Raw genomic sequence first — 14,923 nt, 5'->3', positions numbered from 1 at the left:
AGCGGTTTCGTTCTGCGGTTGTATTACCTTTTTGTTTGTGTTAAAATGATAGGCAGAAAAAGAGGAGAAGAAAGCATATGATCATAGAAACAAATTCTGCGTCGGAGACGCTTGTCCTTGGCGAAAAGCTGGGAAAAGCGGCGAAGCCTGGCCAGATTTATACATTAAACGGAGACCTTGGTGTTGGAAAAACCGTTCTGACGCAGGGCTTTGCAAAAGGACTTGGCATCACAGAGGCAGTCAACAGTCCCACATTTACCATTATTCAGGAATATACCGAAGGACGTCTGCCATTTTATCATTTCGATGTTTACCGGATCGGTGATATAGAAGAAATGGAAGAAATCGGATACGATGATTATTTTTTCGGTGAGGGTGTCTGCCTGATCGAATGGGCAGAACTGATTGAAGAGCTGATCCCGGAGGGTGCGATTTCGATTACGATAGAAAAAGACCTCGAAAAAGGGTTTGATTACCGGAAAATTACGGTGGAATAAAAGAAAAAATCCTGAATGTGGTGGAAAAACAAAAGGAAATCGTAAAGATTCCTGTTTCCGGCAGACTGCCAAAATGAGTTGCACAGGAAGGAAATATCGGAAAGGAAACAAAAAATTATGAAAATACTTGCACTGGACAGCTCCGGCCTGGTGGCTTCGGTGGCTGTTGTTGAAAATGACACACTGCTTGCGGAATACACCGTAAATTATAAAAAAACACATTCCCAGACTCTGCTTCCGATGCTGGATGAAATCTCGAACATGACAGAGCTGGATCTTTCGACGATCGATGCGATTGCAGTTGCCGGAGGTCCGGGCTCGTTTACCGGTCTTCGCATCGGTTCTGCAACAGCCAAGGGACTTGGTCTGGCACTTGAAAAACCACTGATTTCCATTCCAACGACGGCGGCAATCGCGTACAATATCTGGGATACTAACAAATTTGTCTGCCCGATCATGGATGCGAGAAGAAACCAGGTCTATACCGGAGTTTACTGCTACACGGATCATCGTCTCGATACGGTCTGGGAACAGGATACGATGAGCATTGAGGCACTGGCGGAGGGCCTGAACTGCCTCGACCACGAAGTGATTTTCCTCGGGGACGGCGTTGCGGTTTACCGGGAAAAATTAGAGGCACTGCTGACGATTCCGTTTTCCTTTGCACCGGCACACGTCAACCGCCAGAGAGCGGCAGCCGTCGGAGCACTGGCTGAGGTTTATTACAAAGAAGGTAAGATTCAGACGGCAGAAGAGCACGAGCCGGAATACCTGAGAAAATCGCAGGCGGAGCGTGAAAGAGCGGAGCGGGAATCTGTGAAGCATGCCGATGTGGTGAAAAAACAGGAGAACGGAGAAAAAAGCGAATGATCACAATCCGTGAAATGCAGATCGATGATCTGGAGCAGGTGATGCCGATTGAGGAGGCCAACTTTTCGATTCCGTGGACAGAAACCGGATTTTTTACATTTCTGATCCGTGACGACGCACTGTTTCTTGTAGCAGAGGAGGACGGTGAAATTTTAGGATATCTCGGAATCCTGATTTCCTTTGATGAAAGTGAGATCACAAATGTCTGCGTGGCAGAAAAAGCGAGAAGACGCGGCATCGGCCGTGCACTGATGGAAGAACTGTTCCGTCGGATGCAGGAGAGAAAGGTGCGCGTCATTCATCTGGATGTGCGCATCGGCAATACGCCGGCGCGGAATCTGTATGAGAGTCTTGGCTTTGTGCAGGACGGCCTCAGGAAGGGGTACTACGATCTTCCAAAGGAGGATGCGGTGCTGATGAGCCGGACGGATGAATCGGTTCCGAAGAGGTAGAGAGAAATCGTTATTGTATACGCATTTAACGCACAGGACTTTCCTTTCATTCCCAGTAGGAATGGCGGGAAAGATGTGTTACAATCGACAGGACACAGGAGAATCTGATTTCTGTTTTGTGTCAGGAACGAAGAAAGAAACGTTTTTTGATACACGGGAGGAAGAAAAATGCGGAAATACAACAAAAACACAAATGAGCTGGAAGCGGCGGTGTGTAACTGCTGCGGAAAAAGCATGAAAATACAGAATGGAATGCTGCTGGAGGGGATCTGCTCGGTCGACACGACGTGGGGGTACTTTTCCGGGAAGGACCTGGAAAAGCATGAGTTTGATCTGTGCGAGGAGTGCTACGATCGGATTACATTGTCGTTTGCGGTTCCGCCGGAAATTTCGGAGGACACGGAGGTTTAGAATTTCGGGCAGTTCGGCATCGTTCTGGAAGAAAGGGGAAGGTGCAATGCAAAGAGGTTTTACGATTCAGTCGAAGGTGGATGGACTGATGCTTGACGGGCTTGTGGTGGAGCCGGAGGAGGGCGTACAGCGGACGGCGCTTCTGCAGCTCAGCCATGGAATGAGCGAATACAAGGAGCGGTATCTGCCGTTTATGGAGTTTATGGCGGAACACGGTGTAGTGTGTGTGATTCATGATCACCGCGGGCACGGAAAGAGTGTGAAGTCGGAGCAGGACCTCGGATTTATGTACGGCGCAGGCGGCGCAGGACTTGTGGAGGATCTGTTTCTTGTCACGAAGTGGGCAAAGAAGGAGTACCCGGATCTTCCGTTTGTTCTGATGGGACACAGTATGGGATCCCTGGTTGTGCGCACGTATGCGAAGGAGCATGATAGGGAGCTGGATGCGTTGATTGTGTGTGGTTCACCGAGCAAGAATTATCTGCGGCCGCTGGGTGCGGCTGTAGGACACGCAGAAGCGGCGGTGCTCGGGGATGAGCATCGGAGCAATCTTCTGGAGGCGATGTCGTTTGGATCGTTTGCGGCGCGGTTTGCGGATGAGAAGAGCCGGTTCGCCTGGTGCTGTTCGGACCCGGAGGTGGTGCGGGAGTATGAAGAAAACCCACTCTGTGGCTTTACGTTTTCGGATGATGCTTTTTTTGCGCTGAATGACCTGCTGAAGGAGACGTATGGATTCCATGGATGGCATTGCACAAACCGGAAGCTGCCGGTGCTGTTTTTGTCCGGCGGGGATGATCCGTGTTATGTGAATGTGCGGCGCTTTAAAAAATCCATCGACCATATGCGGCTGATCGGGTACCGCAATGTCAGAGGAAAGCTGTATCCGGGAATGCGGCATGAAATACTGAATGAGAAAGAGAAGTACCGCGTGTATGGCGATGTCTGGAAGTGGTTGAAGAAAGAAAAAGTGGTGGGGAATGTGGAGGGGGGAAGCACACCCCCGCAGACCCCGGACGGCGCTCTGGCAGGGAGCGGCGGTGTTTGATCATTTTTTGAAAAAAACGCTCATCAGCAAAAAACTGATGAGCGTTTTTTTCAATGTAAGTAAATTTTTGACGATCACATGATCCATCCAAATACGGTGGAAAGGACGATCATAATCATAGAAAAGACAAACGAGTTCACCGACATCAGCGTCGCCCGCTGCCTGGACGGGATCATGTCATTGAGCAGAATATCGGTCCGGACTTCAAGAAAATCATCGGAAAAGGATCCGATAAATCCGCCGAAGACCATAAGGGCCGGCAGTCCGGTAAAGCTCATAAGAAAGGCGAAAAGTACACCGATCGTGCCAAACAGCAGAATCGCGCGGTAGCGGTATTTGTGAAAGTATGCCGTCATCCGCGATCCCAGTGCCGCGCCGAGTCCCATCACGAAGAGGGCAGGTCCAAGCAGCGCGCTGTTCATGCCGGTGAGTGGCAGCTTCGCCTGTAAAAAGAAGAGAACCAGCGTAGAAACGGCACCGATGAGTGCGTTCACCAGCATAATATTTCTTGCTTTTTTCTCACGGACAAGAAACTGCCAGCTTTCCTGCACAACCGAAACGATTTCCTGTCCAACAGGATAATGAACTGGTGTTGCGTCCGTTTTTACTTCCGCAAGGCGGAATGAAATGCCAAGCGCAATCAGCCCGAAGAAGAGATCAATCGCATACGCGCGCCGGTATCCCAGCCACAGGGCAAGGCCTGCGCAGAGCGTTGCGGTGGAATTGGTGATACGGTACAGCATCATTTCGGTAGAAGAAAAACGGGCATAAAACCATTCGTCCCCGTTCTGCTTCAGACTGTCATACGCAAGTGCCTCCCGTGTGCCGGATGCAAGGTTATAGCTGAGCGCACTGCATCCAAGCGCAAGCGCCGTTGTAGCAAAGCCGGTGGAAAAAATCATCAGCGTACCGGAAATCAGGGAGGCCATCTGACTTGCAATCAGCGTTTTCCGTCGCCCGAAAACATCGGCGACAACGCCGGAGGGGAGTTCAAAGCAGAGGCTCACGATATGGAAAATACTTTCGAGCATCCCGATCTGCAGCAGCGAAAATCCACGGAGTGCGAGCAGTGCAACCCACGAAGCCGCCGCAATCTGAAAATAGCCGACCGTGGTCATAAGATATAAAGTTCGTATTTGTTTTCTGGTATTTTTCTCAGACATAAAAAAATCTCCTTGTCAAAATATAGTAAAATTCTGATGGGGAGACACGTGCATTTTCTGTGTGATTTTAAGAATACAAGATGTGAAGTTTACTTAAAAAAGAGCGCACTATCCCCATAAACAGCTGAAACATCGCCATTTGTGAGGTGAAGAAACTGGTTTTTCCAGATCATAGTGCTACTCCTTTTGTAATCATAATTTTTTACCAGAATACCACCGGAAACGGAAAAAGTCAAAGAAAAATTTTGACAAAAATAAAAAAAACTATTGACTTTCAAGTATACTTTAATGCTACAATTTTTTCAACAATACTGAGGAAACGAAGGTTTTCTGCGGAAAAGAAAGGGGATATTTTAACATGAGTGTAGATGTAACAAAAATGCCGAAATTAGGATTTGGCATGATGCGCCTTCCGGAGAAGGACGGAGAACTGGATTTGGAGCAGATCTGTAAAATGGTGGATGCGTACCTTGCCTCCGGAATGAACTATTTTGACACCGCCTATATGTACTGCGGCGGAAAATCGGAGAGCATCGTGAAAAAAGCGCTGGTAGAGCGTCATCCGAGAGAAAGTTTTACTCTGACGACAAAACTCCCGCAGTGGATGATGGACGAGGGCATCGAAGGCCGTGACCGCATTTTCAACGATCAGCTCGCGCGCACCGGAGCAGGCTACTTTGATTATTACCTGCTGCATAGCGTAGAAGACGGCGCAAACTATGAAGGCTATGTGAAATACGACTGTTTCAACTGGGCCAAGAAGAAAAAAGAAGAGGGACTGATCAAACACTTTGGTTTCTCCTTCCACGGAACGCCGGAGCTGCTTGACAAGATTCTCTCCGAGCATCCGGAGGTTGAAATTGTCCAGATCCAGATGAACTATGCTGACTGGGACAATCCGCTGATCCAGTCCGGACGTCTGTATGAGGTGCTTCGGAAATACGATATGCCGTTCCTCGTTATGGAGCCGGTAAAGGGCGGTTCCCTTGCATCAGCAGGCAAAGAGATTGAAGCAGAGATGAAACGCGTTCATCCGGATGCATCGATTGCGTCTTGGGCACTCCGCTTTGCGGCTTCCCTCCCGGGTGTTGCAACCGTGCTCTCCGGTATGTCAAACGAGGAACAGATGGAGGATAATATCAAAACCTTCCGAAATTTTGTACCGTTAAACGAGGAAGAAAAAGCAGTGATCGCCAAAGCACAGGAAGCGCTGAAAAAGAGTCCGGCGGTTCCATGTACCGCCTGTCGTTACTGCTGCGACGGATGTCCGATGGGAATCGCGATTCCGGATGTGTTCAAGGCATTGAATACCATCCGCCTGTATGGAGAAGAAGACCGCGCGAAAAATTATTATAAAAAGCTGCTGGAAACATCGGGAAAAGCAGAAGACTGCGTGCAGTGTGGTCAGTGTGAGAGTGTATGCCCGCAGCATCTGCCGATCATTGACCTGTTAGAAGAAGCGTCCGAAAAGCTTGACGTGCTGGTGACGGAATAAGAGGATTGCGAATATCCGCTTTTGCATATGCTTTAGAAAAAGGCTCCCCGGAATACTCTGAAAAAAGAGTATTCCGGGGAGCCTTTTTTTCTATGGGAAATCTTGTTGGAATTTCCTGCGGAGAAAAAGATCCTTTGGGCAGGATTGCACTGCGCGGAAAAAATGTGCCACTTGCGAGAGATGTGACGGAGCGGTTTACGACCGGAAAAATGGAATGTAAAAAAGAAAAAACTCATGTTTTACATAAACTTAACATCTCTGAGATTTTGCATTTTACACGCCGTTGTTATGATGAAACCTGTAAAAACGAAATGTAAAAAACGTCGGGATTGCGATTTTACAAAATAGAAATCACAAAAATCCCGTGTGAAAAGAGGAGAAAAGAATATTATGAAGAGAAAAGTAATTGCAATCACCTTAACCGCAATGATGGCTGCAGGAATGCTTGCAGGATGTGGAAGCAGCGATAGCAGCAGTTCTTCCACAGCAGACACTACAAAAGAGGCTTCTGCAACAGAGGCAGATGGCAGCACAGACGGTGACAGCACCGCAGCAGGCGGAGATTTCTCCGGACAGATCAGCGTGATCTCCCGTGAGGATGGTTCCGGTACCAGAGGTGCATTCATCGAGCTGTTCGGTGTAGAAGAGAAAAACGATGCAGGTGAGAAAGTAGACAACACCACCGTTGATGCACAGATCACCAACAATACTTCCGTTATGATGAGCACGGTGGCAGGTAACCAGTACGCAATCGGTTATATCTCCCTTGGATCCTTAAATGATGAAGTCAAAGCACTGAAAATCGACGGAGCAGAGGCAAGCGCAGAGAACGTAGAAAACGGTTCCTATAAAGTAAGCCGTCCGTTCAACATTGTAACAAAAGACGGTCTTTCCGCAGATGCGCAGGATTTCATGGACTACATCTTAAGCACCGACGGACAGCAGGTTGTTTCAGATGACGGATATATTGCAATCAAAGATACCAAAGCCTACGAAGGAAGCTGCAGCGGTGAAAAGGTTGTGGTAGCAGGATCTTCCTCTGTAACACCACTGATGGAAAAATTAAAAGAGGCTTATACAAAAGTAAATTCAAACGCTAACATCGAAGTACAGCAGAGCGATTCCACAACAGGTATCACTTCCGCAAGCGACGGTCTCTGCGACATCGGTATGGCATCCCGTGACTTAAAGGATGAGGAGAAATCCTTAGGACTTACCGCAACCGTAATCGCAACCGACGGTATTGCTGTCATCGTAAACAAAGAGAACCCGACCGATGGGCTGACCAGCGATCAGGTAAAGAGCATCTATGTTGGCGACACAACCGACTGGGCAGATGTAAAATAAAGAATGTATAAAGCAATGGAAAAAGAAGTAAGGGCGAACAATGGAAAATCGCTCTTACTTCCGTATCTGAAAATGTTCAGAAAAAGAAGCTGTCTTTCGGAACGTGCTTGAAAAAGCAGTTCGTAAGGAAAAAAACGAAAGTCTTTTTCAAACACGCTCCGCGAAACAATGAAATGAAAGGATTTATCTTATGAAACTAAGAGAAACGATCATGAAACTTGTATTCCTGATTGCGGCGTGCTGCTCCGTACTGGCTGTTGCACTGATCTGCATTTTCCTGTTCATGAATGGCGTTCCTGCTATTTTTAAAATCGGACCGCTGAAATTTTTGACCGGTACCGTGTGGAAACCGGGAAACAACATTTTCGGTATCCTGCCGATGATTGTCGGCAGTATCTGCGTGACCGGCCTTGCAATCCTGATGGGTGTGCCGGTTGCCATTCTTACTTCGGTGTTTCTTTCCCGTTACTGTCCGAAAAAGTTTTACGGCATCTGCAAATCAGGTATTAACCTGATGGCCGGTATTCCGTCTATCGTATATGGATTTTTCGGACTGGTTGTGATCGTCCCGTTGATGGCACAGCTGACAGGCAAAAACGGAAACACAATGCTGACGGCATCTATTCTTCTGGCCGTTATGATTCTTCCGACCGTGGTCGGTGTAACAGAATCCGCCATTACAAGCGTTCCGGAATCCTACTATGAAGCAAGCCTTGGCCTTGGTGCAACGCATTCCCAGAGCGTTTTTTTTGCAGTTGTCCCGGCGGCAAAATCCGGAATCCTGGCCGGCATCGTTCTTGGCATCGGACGCGCCATCGGAGAGACGATGGCAGTGATTATGATTGCCGGAAACCAGCCTCGTATGCCAAAAGGAATCACAGAAGGCCTTCGTACCATGACAGCCAATATTGTACTGGAGATGGGATATGCATCCGGACTTCACCGGGAAGCGCTGATTGCAACGGGTGTTGTGCTGTTTGTCTTTATCCTGCTGATCAATTTATCGGTGTCTATGCTGAACCGGAGGGTACATTATGGTGATTAAAGGAAATGGAGCTGTAAATACAATGGAAGCTGTAAAAATAAATACAAAAGAAAAAGAAAGAACAAAGGTTACGTATCACAAAAGTGTTTTTTCCTCCGTGCTGACCGGAATTACCTGGGGAGCAGCCATTCTTGCACTTGCCGTTCTGGTTTTCCTGGTTGGATTCATTCTGATTCGTGGCGTGAAAAACCTGACACTGGAGCAGTTTGCCTGGACCTATAATACAGAGAATGTTACGATGCTTCCGGCGATCATCAACACTGTTACGATGACGGTACTTTCCCTTCTGCTTGCTGCGCCCCTCGGCATTTTCTCGGCGATTTATCTGGTTGAATATGCCAACAAACGCGGAAAACTGGTTGGGCTGATCCGGATTACGGCAGAGACCCTTTCCGGTATTCCGTCGATTGTTTACGGTTTGTTCGGTATGCTGTTTTTTACGAAAACCCTGAAAATGGGATACTCGATGATGTCCGGTGCCTGTACCCTTGCCATCATGATTCTTCCGCTGATTATGCGAACAGCAGAAGAAGCCTTAAAATCGGTTCCGGATTCCTATCGGGAAGCAAGCTTTGGACTGGGAGCCGGAAAGCTTCGTACGATTTTTAAAATTGTTCTTCCATCTGCCGTACCCGGCATTCTTTCCGGTGTCATTCTTGCGACAGGCCGTGTCGTAGGAGAGACGGCAGCGCTTCTTTTCACAGCAGGAACGATTGCAAAGGTGGCAGGCCTTATGGATTCCGGCCGTACCCTTGCCGTTCATATGTATGCACTTTCCAGTGAAGGCCTTTATATGAATCAGATGTATGCAACCGGCGTCATCCTGATGCTGATTGTCCTTCTGATCAACGGCTGTTCCGGAATGATTGCGAAGAAAATTGCAAAGAAATAAAAGAGAGACGAGGAAAAAACATGAGCAAAATAGATGTATCCAATATGGATCTTTATTACGGAGACTTTCATGCATTAAAAAATATCAACTTGAGCATTGATGCCAATGAAGTGACGGCTTTTATCGGACCTTCCGGCTGTGGTAAATCGACCCTGTTAAAATCCATCAACAGAATGAATGATCTCGTTCCGGGCTGCCGGATCACCGGTGAAATGCTGTTGGACGGAGAAAACATCTACGGCGGAAAAATGGATGTCAACGGACTCCGAAAACGGGTCGGCATGGTATTCCAGAAACCAAATCCGTTCCCGATGAGCATTTACGACAATATTGCCTATGGCCCCAGAACCCATGGTGTCCGTTCCAAAGCGAAGCTGGATGATATTGTGGAGCAGTCTCTTCGACAGGCGGCAATCTGGGATGAGGTGAAGGACCGTTTGAAGAAAAGCGCACTTGGCATGTCCGGCGGACAACAGCAGCGTCTTTGCATTGCGCGTGCTCTTGCCGTACAGCCGGAGGTTCTTCTGATGGACGAACCAACCTCAGCACTGGATCCGATTTCTACTTCCAAAATCGAAGATCTTGCGGTAGAATTGAAAAAAGATTATACTATTGTCATGGTAACCCACAATATGCAGCAGGCAGCCAGAATTTCCGACAAAACCGCATTTTTCCTGTTAGGCGAGGTAGTAGAATACGGAGAGACCGAACAGATCTTCTCCATGCCGAAGGATAAACGGACAGAGGATTACATTACAGGGAGGTTTGGCTGATATGAGGGAAAGATTTGAGCAGCAGATGGAAATTCTGCACACGGAGCTGATTGAGCTTGGCGCACTCTGCGAGCAGGCAATCGGACGGACGTATGAGGTTCTGCTGGAGGGAAACCAGAGAGCGGCAGAAGAGATTATCAAAAAAGACCAGGTTGTCGATGCGAAAGAACGGGAGATCGAGGATCTCTGCTTCCGCATCATTTTACAGCAGCAGCCGGTAGCACGTGATCTGCGTCAGGTATCTGCGGCATTAAAAATGATTACCGATATGGAGCGGATCGGAGACCAGGCAGCAGATATTGCGGATATCGTAAAAGTAACGAGTCTTGATGTGCCGGATGCAAGCATCCGTCTGAAGGATATGGCGAAAGCAACAGCTTCTATGGTAACAAAATGCATCGATGCATACGTTAAGCAGGATCTGAAGCTTGCACGGGAGGTTATCGATTCCGATGATATCGTGGATGATCTTTTTGACGAGGTAAAGGATGAAATTCTGCAGGGTATGCGAAAGGGAATTACCACAGATGTCCAGTCTCTGGACTATCTGATGATTGCAAAATATTATGAAAGAATCGGTGACCATGCAACAAACATTGCGGAATGGGTTGTGTATTCCATTAACGGTCACCATAAAGGGGAATAACAGATGATTTACTGCGTGGAAGATGAAAGAAATATACGGGAACTGATCGTATACACACTGGAATCGAGCGGTTTTACCGCAAGAGGCCTGGAAAGCGGAAAAGAGCTGAATGCAGCTATTGCAGAACAGCTTCCGGATCTGATTCTCCTGGATATCATGCTTCCGGGAGAGGATGGTCTTGAAATTCTTTCACGCCTCAAGGCATCGGAAGTAACAAAAGAAATTCCGGTCATTATGGTAACGGCAAAGGGCGCTGAGTATGATAAGGTCATGGGCCTGGACTGCGGAGCCGATGACTATATTACCAAGCCGTTCGGCATGATGGAATTTATCGCAAGGGTACGTGCCGTGCTGCGCCGTGCCGGAAAAGAAGAGAAGGAAAACGATGTGCTGGAGACCGGGGATCTGCAGATCCAGGTAAAGCAGCATCAGGTTCTGGCCAAAGGGGAGAAGGTTACCCTGACCTTAAAAGAGTTTGAACTGCTGAAATTTTTAATGGAAAATAAAGGAATTGTCCTTACGAGAGACCGTCTGCTCGGCCATGTCTGGGGTTATGATTTTGACGGAGAAACCCGTACGGTAGACGTTCATGTGCGTACACTCCGCCAGAAGCTGGGCGAATGCGGCGAGCTGATCGAGACGGTCCGCGGCGTGGGATACCGGATAGGAGGCTGAGAAAGTAAGATGCGTAAAAAAGTCTTTCAACATGCGGGAGCGTTGATTATCGCTGCGATTATCCTGACTTTTTTCACCATGAGCTGGGCAATGTACAACAATACGGCGGAGCAGCTTCGTGTTTCGGTGAGAAATGAATGTGAGTATTACAGGTATTTTCTGGACAAGATGGGTGATGACAGTCTGGATAAACCGGCCGGAAAGATTACAGCAAGTCGGGTCACCCTGATTGACACGGACGGAACCGTTCTGTTTGATTCGGTCGAGGATGCGAAGATGATGGGAAATCATTCCGGGCGGCCGGAGGTGATTGAGGCAGAAAAGACAGGGGAAAGCAATATTTCCCGTTATTCCGAAACGCTGCGGAGCAAAACATATTATACGGCACTGCGCCTGGACAATGGAAAAATCATCCGTGTTTCCCTGACAACGGACAGTGTGTTCGGTGTGATGCTGCGGAATATATGGCTTGTGGCTGTGCTGATTGCGGCAGTTCTTGTCGTAGAGCTGATGATGGTCAGCCATATGACAAAGGCACTCGTAAAGCCGATCAATGAGATTGATCTGAATCATCCGCTGGACAACAAAGCGTATGAGGAATTGAGTCCGCTGCTTGGCAGAATTCATCAGCAGCAGAAGCAGATCCAGCAGCAGATGGAGGAGCTCCGCCATAATCAGGAGGAGTATCTTGCCATCACGGAATATATGAAGGATGGTCTGATCGTGACAAACCAGTCGGTTGTACTCTCCATCAACCGCTCGGCACAGAATTTGTTTGATGTGACGGCAGAGGAGTGCATCAATCACAATATTGTGACAGTCAGCCGCAATGAGCAGCTGAAGGAGGCGCTGGATCATGCTCTGGAGGGCAGTTCCGAGGAGCGGATGCTGGAATTAAACGGAAGAGTCTATCAGCTTCTTGCTAATCCGGTGCGTGTGGACAATGTTGTATCCGGTGCGGTCATCCTGGTGCTGGATGTGACAGAAAAACAGAAAGCGGAGGTGATGCGCCGTGAGTTTTCTGCCAATGTGTCACATGAGCTGAAAACACCACTGATGTCAATTTCCGGATATGCGGAGATCATAGAAAATAACATGGTAAAACCGGAGGATATTCCAAAATTTGCGGGAAGAATCCACAGTGAGGCGAGCAGGTTAAGCTCTCTTGTCGAGGATATTATCAAGCTGTCCAGACTGGACGAGAACGACCAGTCGATCCCGATGGAGGAAGTGGATCTGATGCAGATCTGCCGTGATGTCGAGGGACATCTTTCCATACGGGCAAAGGAGCAGCAGGTGAAGATGACACTGAGAGGAGAGAGCTGCCGGATCAAAGGTGCACGGCAGGTTCTCTATGAGATGATCTACAATCTCTGCGACAATGCGATCAAGTACAACCGCAGGGACGGTGAGGTCGAAGTGACGGTTTCCCGCGGAAGAAACGGACGGGCAGTGGTATCTGTGGCAGATACCGGAATCGGAATTGCAAAGGAAGATCAGGAGCGGATCTTTGAACGGTTCTATCGTGTGGATAAGAGTCATTCCCGCGAAACGGGAGGTACGGGACTTGGACTTTCCATTGTGAAGCATGGAGCGATTCTTCATGATGCGAAGATTAAAATTGAGAGTACGCTTGGAACCGGAACAAAGATTATTCTGGAGTTTTAAGTGAAAAACAGATACCGCAAAAGACAGCATGCGGGGACAGAACCTATATGGGAGGCTTGAAAAATTCATGATTTTTAAGTGCCCAAAGCGGTTCCGCCCCCCGCATGCTGTCTTTTTATGTATGGCTTTGCATCGTTACAAAAATGCAAATTCGTTGTTTTGAATAAACAGAGGATTCAATATTTGGTAAATATGATAAGGGGGTTGGGGGTTGTTTTTTGATGCAGAGTATGGTATTGTAAATATAACGAGTTCCGGAAACGTTACCGACACCGTTTCCGGAAATACAGGCGAGATACCGACAGCCCTGTTTTTACGAAACAAAATGAGCTGGCTATAGGGGTTGCATAAGTTACAATTTGCTGCGTATCCGTGAACAGGAATTATGTATTTGTGGGGTCGGATGGATAGAAAAAACGACAAGGAGAAAGGGTTTAAAAATGAGAGCAAGTGGTATTTTACTTCCGGTAGCTTCGCTGCCGTCCCGATATGGTATCGGATGTTTTTCGAAAGAAGCGTATGAATTTGTGGATCGCCTGGAGGAGGCCGGCCAGAGCTACTGGCAGATTCTTCCACTTGGACCGACGGGATATGGAGATTCGCCGTACCAGTCGTTCTCTACTTTTGCCGGAAATCCATATTTTATTGATTTGGAGACCCTGGTAAAAGAGGAACTTCTGACAGAAGAAGAGTGTGATGCGTGCGATTTCGGCGACAACGCGGAGTATATTGATTACGAAAAGATTTATCTGTCCCGTTTCAAAGTACTCAGAAAAGCATTTGAAAGATTTGCGGCAGATGACGTATATGATGCATTTGTATCGGAAAATGGTTACTGGCTGGAGGATTATGCGCTGTATATGGCGATTAAGGATGCACTCGGCGGAATCAGCTGGAGTGAGTGGCCGGCAGAATTAAAAGACAGAGAAGAAGCAGCACTGAATCAGAAACGGGAAGAACTTGCCGAGGAGGTTGCATTTTACAAATTCCAGCAGTTTATGTTCCTGAAACAGTGGAAAGCACTGAAAGCATACGCAAATGAAAAGGGTATCCGTATTATCGGTGATATTCCGATTTATGTTGCATTTGACAGCGCCGACACCTGGGCAAATCCGGTTCTGTTCCAGTTTGATGAGGACAACCAGCCAAAAGCAGTTGCCGGATGCCCGCCGGATGCGTTCTCCGCAACCGGACAGCTCTGGGGCAACCCGTTATACAGATGGGACTATCATAAGAGCACAGGTTATGCATGGTGGCTGTTACGTCTGGCTCACGTGTTTAAACTGTACGATACTGTCCGCATCGACCATTTCCGCGGATTTGATGAATATTATTCCATCCCATTCGGTGATCAGACGGCAGAGCGCGGCCACTGGGAAAAAGGACCGGGCATGGACCTGTTCAACACCGTCAAAGAAAAGCTCGGCGATGTGGACGTTATCGCAGAAGACCTGGGATACCTTACCGAGAGCGTGATCGAAATGGTAAAAGAATCCGGCTATCCGGGTATGAAGGTGCTGCAGTTTGCTTTTGACTCCCGTGAGGAGAGCGATTATCTGCCGCACAATTACGAGAGAAACTGTGTTGTCTACACCGGAACACACGACAACGATACGATTCTTGGATGGTATTATGTCATGAGTGAGGAAGACCGCGAATTCTCCAAAGAGTATATGGGAAATGCAAAGAGTACCGACGAGGAACTCCCGTGGGATTTCATTCGCATGTCAATGGAGAGCGTGGCAAATCTGGCTGTCACTCCGATGCAGGAGTTTTTAGGCCTTGGCACGGAGGCGAGAATTAACTATCCGTCTACACTTGGAAATAACTGGAAATGGCGCCTGCTTCCGGGACAGTTTACACCGGAAATGGCAAAGAGAATTCATCGGCTGACACAGATTACAGCACGTATTGCAAAATAAAAACACGCGCTGGAAAGAAAGC

15 protein-coding genes are annotated in these 14,923 nt (G+C 47.9%); 14 read left to right on the top strand and 1 reads right to left on the bottom strand.

The window, feature by feature from the left end:
• The first annotated feature begins 77 nt into the window (after positions 1-77).
• From tsaE to DWZ44_RS09185, 5 genes are all read left to right on the top strand, one after another.
• A complete protein-coding gene (gene tsaE / locus DWZ44_RS09205) occupies positions 78-497 on the top strand; it encodes a tRNA (adenosine(37)-N6)-threonylcarbamoyltransferase complex ATPase subunit type 1 TsaE (protein WP_117804713.1) in 420 nt (139 codons plus the stop codon).
• 117 nt (positions 498-614) lie between these two features.
• Positions 615-1,367: a tRNA (adenosine(37)-N6)-threonylcarbamoyltransferase complex dimerization subunit type 1 TsaB gene (gene tsaB / locus DWZ44_RS09200; RefSeq protein WP_117804712.1), complete on the top strand. Its 753-nt coding sequence runs from the start codon at positions 615-617 to the stop codon at positions 1,365-1,367.
• Positions 1,364-1,819, top strand: coding sequence for a ribosomal protein S18-alanine N-acetyltransferase (gene rimI / locus DWZ44_RS09195; RefSeq protein ID WP_179965869.1), 456 nt, complete (start codon positions 1,364-1,366; stop codon positions 1,817-1,819). Before tsaB ends, rimI begins: the two co-directional genes overlap by 4 nt.
• A 168-nt stretch (positions 1,820-1,987) precedes the next feature.
• Positions 1,988-2,230, top strand: coding sequence for a hypothetical protein (locus DWZ44_RS09190; RefSeq protein ID WP_022462249.1), 243 nt, complete (start codon positions 1,988-1,990; stop codon positions 2,228-2,230).
• 46 nt (positions 2,231-2,276) lie between these two features.
• Positions 2,277-3,275 (top strand): alpha/beta fold hydrolase, encoded by a 999-nt coding sequence (locus DWZ44_RS09185; RefSeq protein WP_117804711.1) that lies wholly within the window; start codon positions 2,277-2,279, stop codon positions 3,273-3,275.
• 74 nt (positions 3,276-3,349) lie between these two features.
• Here the strand turns inward: DWZ44_RS09185 and DWZ44_RS09180 are convergent, their stop codons facing one another.
• Positions 3,350-4,438, bottom strand: coding sequence for an MFS transporter (locus tag DWZ44_RS09180; protein WP_117804710.1), 1,089 nt, complete (start codon positions 4,436-4,438; stop codon positions 3,350-3,352).
• A gap of 358 nt (positions 4,439-4,796) precedes the next feature.
• Here DWZ44_RS09180 and DWZ44_RS09175 point away from each other — a divergent pair, with 358 nt between their 5' ends.
• The 9 genes from DWZ44_RS09175 to malQ all read left to right on the top strand — a co-directional run bounded on the left by DWZ44_RS09175 (position 4,797) and on the right by malQ (position 14,901).
• Positions 4,797-5,933: an aldo/keto reductase gene (locus DWZ44_RS09175; RefSeq protein WP_243002046.1), complete on the top strand. Its 1,137-nt coding sequence runs from the start codon at positions 4,797-4,799 to the stop codon at positions 5,931-5,933.
• A 390-nt stretch (positions 5,934-6,323) separates the two neighbouring features.
• The gene (locus DWZ44_RS09165; protein WP_117804709.1) at positions 6,324-7,280 is read left to right on the top strand and encodes a substrate-binding domain-containing protein; all 957 of its coding nucleotides are present in this window, start codon (positions 6,324-6,326) and stop codon (positions 7,278-7,280) included.
• Positions 7,281-7,470: 190 nt separating this feature from the next.
• Entirely contained in the window at positions 7,471-8,325 is an 855-nt protein-coding gene (gene pstC, locus DWZ44_RS09160) for a phosphate ABC transporter permease subunit PstC (protein ID WP_022462254.1), read from the top strand.
• Positions 8,315-9,217: a phosphate ABC transporter permease PstA gene (gene pstA, locus DWZ44_RS09155; protein ID WP_242857201.1), complete on the top strand. Its 903-nt coding sequence runs from the start codon at positions 8,315-8,317 to the stop codon at positions 9,215-9,217. The genes pstC and pstA overlap by 11 nt, the downstream gene beginning before the upstream one ends.
• Positions 9,218-9,237: 20 nt before the next feature.
• Positions 9,238-9,990 (top strand): phosphate ABC transporter ATP-binding protein PstB, encoded by a 753-nt coding sequence (pstB, locus tag DWZ44_RS09150; protein ID WP_022462256.1) that lies wholly within the window; start codon positions 9,238-9,240, stop codon positions 9,988-9,990.
• A gap of 1 nt (position 9,991) precedes the next feature.
• Entirely contained in the window at positions 9,992-10,636 is a 645-nt protein-coding gene (phoU, locus tag DWZ44_RS09145; RefSeq protein ID WP_117804708.1) for a phosphate signaling complex protein PhoU, read from the top strand.
• 3 nt (positions 10,637-10,639) lie between these two features.
• On the top strand, positions 10,640-11,311 hold the full coding sequence (locus DWZ44_RS09140) for a winged helix-turn-helix domain-containing protein (RefSeq protein ID WP_022462258.1): 672 nt from the start codon (positions 10,640-10,642) through the stop codon (positions 11,309-11,311).
• A gap of 9 nt (positions 11,312-11,320) precedes the next feature.
• Positions 11,321-12,979: an ATP-binding protein gene (locus DWZ44_RS09135; protein ID WP_117802079.1), complete on the top strand. Its 1,659-nt coding sequence runs from the start codon at positions 11,321-11,323 to the stop codon at positions 12,977-12,979.
• 440 nt (positions 12,980-13,419) lie between these two features.
• Positions 13,420-14,901 carry a 4-alpha-glucanotransferase gene (malQ, locus tag DWZ44_RS09130; protein WP_117804707.1) on the top strand — a complete coding sequence of 494 codons (1,482 nt, stop codon included), beginning with the start codon at positions 13,420-13,422 and terminating at the stop codon, positions 14,899-14,901.
• Positions 14,902-14,923 lie beyond the last annotated feature (22 nt).

It is taken from the genome of Blautia sp. AF32-4BH, assembly GCF_003460565.1.
GTDB classification, from domain to species: domain Bacteria; phylum Bacillota; class Clostridia; order Lachnospirales; family Lachnospiraceae; genus Fusicatenibacter; species Fusicatenibacter saccharivorans.
Note: the sequence above shows the minus strand (reverse complement) of the source record. Positions and strands in the feature narration are given on the sequence as shown.

What these genes read in the sequence shown, in the direction of transcription:
- tsaE (WP_117804713.1), top strand. Translation starts at nt 78, where the DNA reads ATGATCATAGAAACAAATTCTGCGTCGGAGACGCTTGTCCTTGGCGAA.
- tsaB (WP_117804712.1), top strand. Translation starts at nt 615, where the DNA reads ATGAAAATACTTGCACTGGACAGCTCCGGCCTGGTGGCTTCGGTGGCT.
- rimI (WP_179965869.1), top strand. Translation starts at nt 1,364, where the DNA reads ATGATCACAATCCGTGAAATGCAGATCGATGATCTGGAGCAGGTGATG.
- DWZ44_RS09190 (WP_022462249.1), top strand. Translation starts at nt 1,988, where the DNA reads ATGCGGAAATACAACAAAAACACAAATGAGCTGGAAGCGGCGGTGTGT.
- DWZ44_RS09185 (WP_117804711.1), top strand. Translation starts at nt 2,277, where the DNA reads ATGCAAAGAGGTTTTACGATTCAGTCGAAGGTGGATGGACTGATGCTT.
- DWZ44_RS09180 (WP_117804710.1), bottom strand. Translation starts at nt 4,438, where the DNA reads ATGTCTGAGAAAAATACCAGAAAACAAATACGAACTTTATATCTTATG.
- DWZ44_RS09175 (WP_243002046.1), top strand. Translation starts at nt 4,797, where the DNA reads ATGAGTGTAGATGTAACAAAAATGCCGAAATTAGGATTTGGCATGATG.
- DWZ44_RS09165 (WP_117804709.1), top strand. Translation starts at nt 6,324, where the DNA reads ATGAAGAGAAAAGTAATTGCAATCACCTTAACCGCAATGATGGCTGCA.
- pstC (WP_022462254.1), top strand. Translation starts at nt 7,471, where the DNA reads ATGAAACTAAGAGAAACGATCATGAAACTTGTATTCCTGATTGCGGCG.
- pstA (WP_242857201.1), top strand. Translation starts at nt 8,315, where the DNA reads ATGGTGATTAAAGGAAATGGAGCTGTAAATACAATGGAAGCTGTAAAA.
- pstB (WP_022462256.1), top strand. Translation starts at nt 9,238, where the DNA reads ATGAGCAAAATAGATGTATCCAATATGGATCTTTATTACGGAGACTTT.
- phoU (WP_117804708.1), top strand. Translation starts at nt 9,992, where the DNA reads ATGAGGGAAAGATTTGAGCAGCAGATGGAAATTCTGCACACGGAGCTG.
- DWZ44_RS09140 (WP_022462258.1), top strand. Translation starts at nt 10,640, where the DNA reads ATGATTTACTGCGTGGAAGATGAAAGAAATATACGGGAACTGATCGTA.
- DWZ44_RS09135 (WP_117802079.1), top strand. Translation starts at nt 11,321, where the DNA reads ATGCGTAAAAAAGTCTTTCAACATGCGGGAGCGTTGATTATCGCTGCG.
- malQ (WP_117804707.1), top strand. Translation starts at nt 13,420, where the DNA reads ATGAGAGCAAGTGGTATTTTACTTCCGGTAGCTTCGCTGCCGTCCCGA.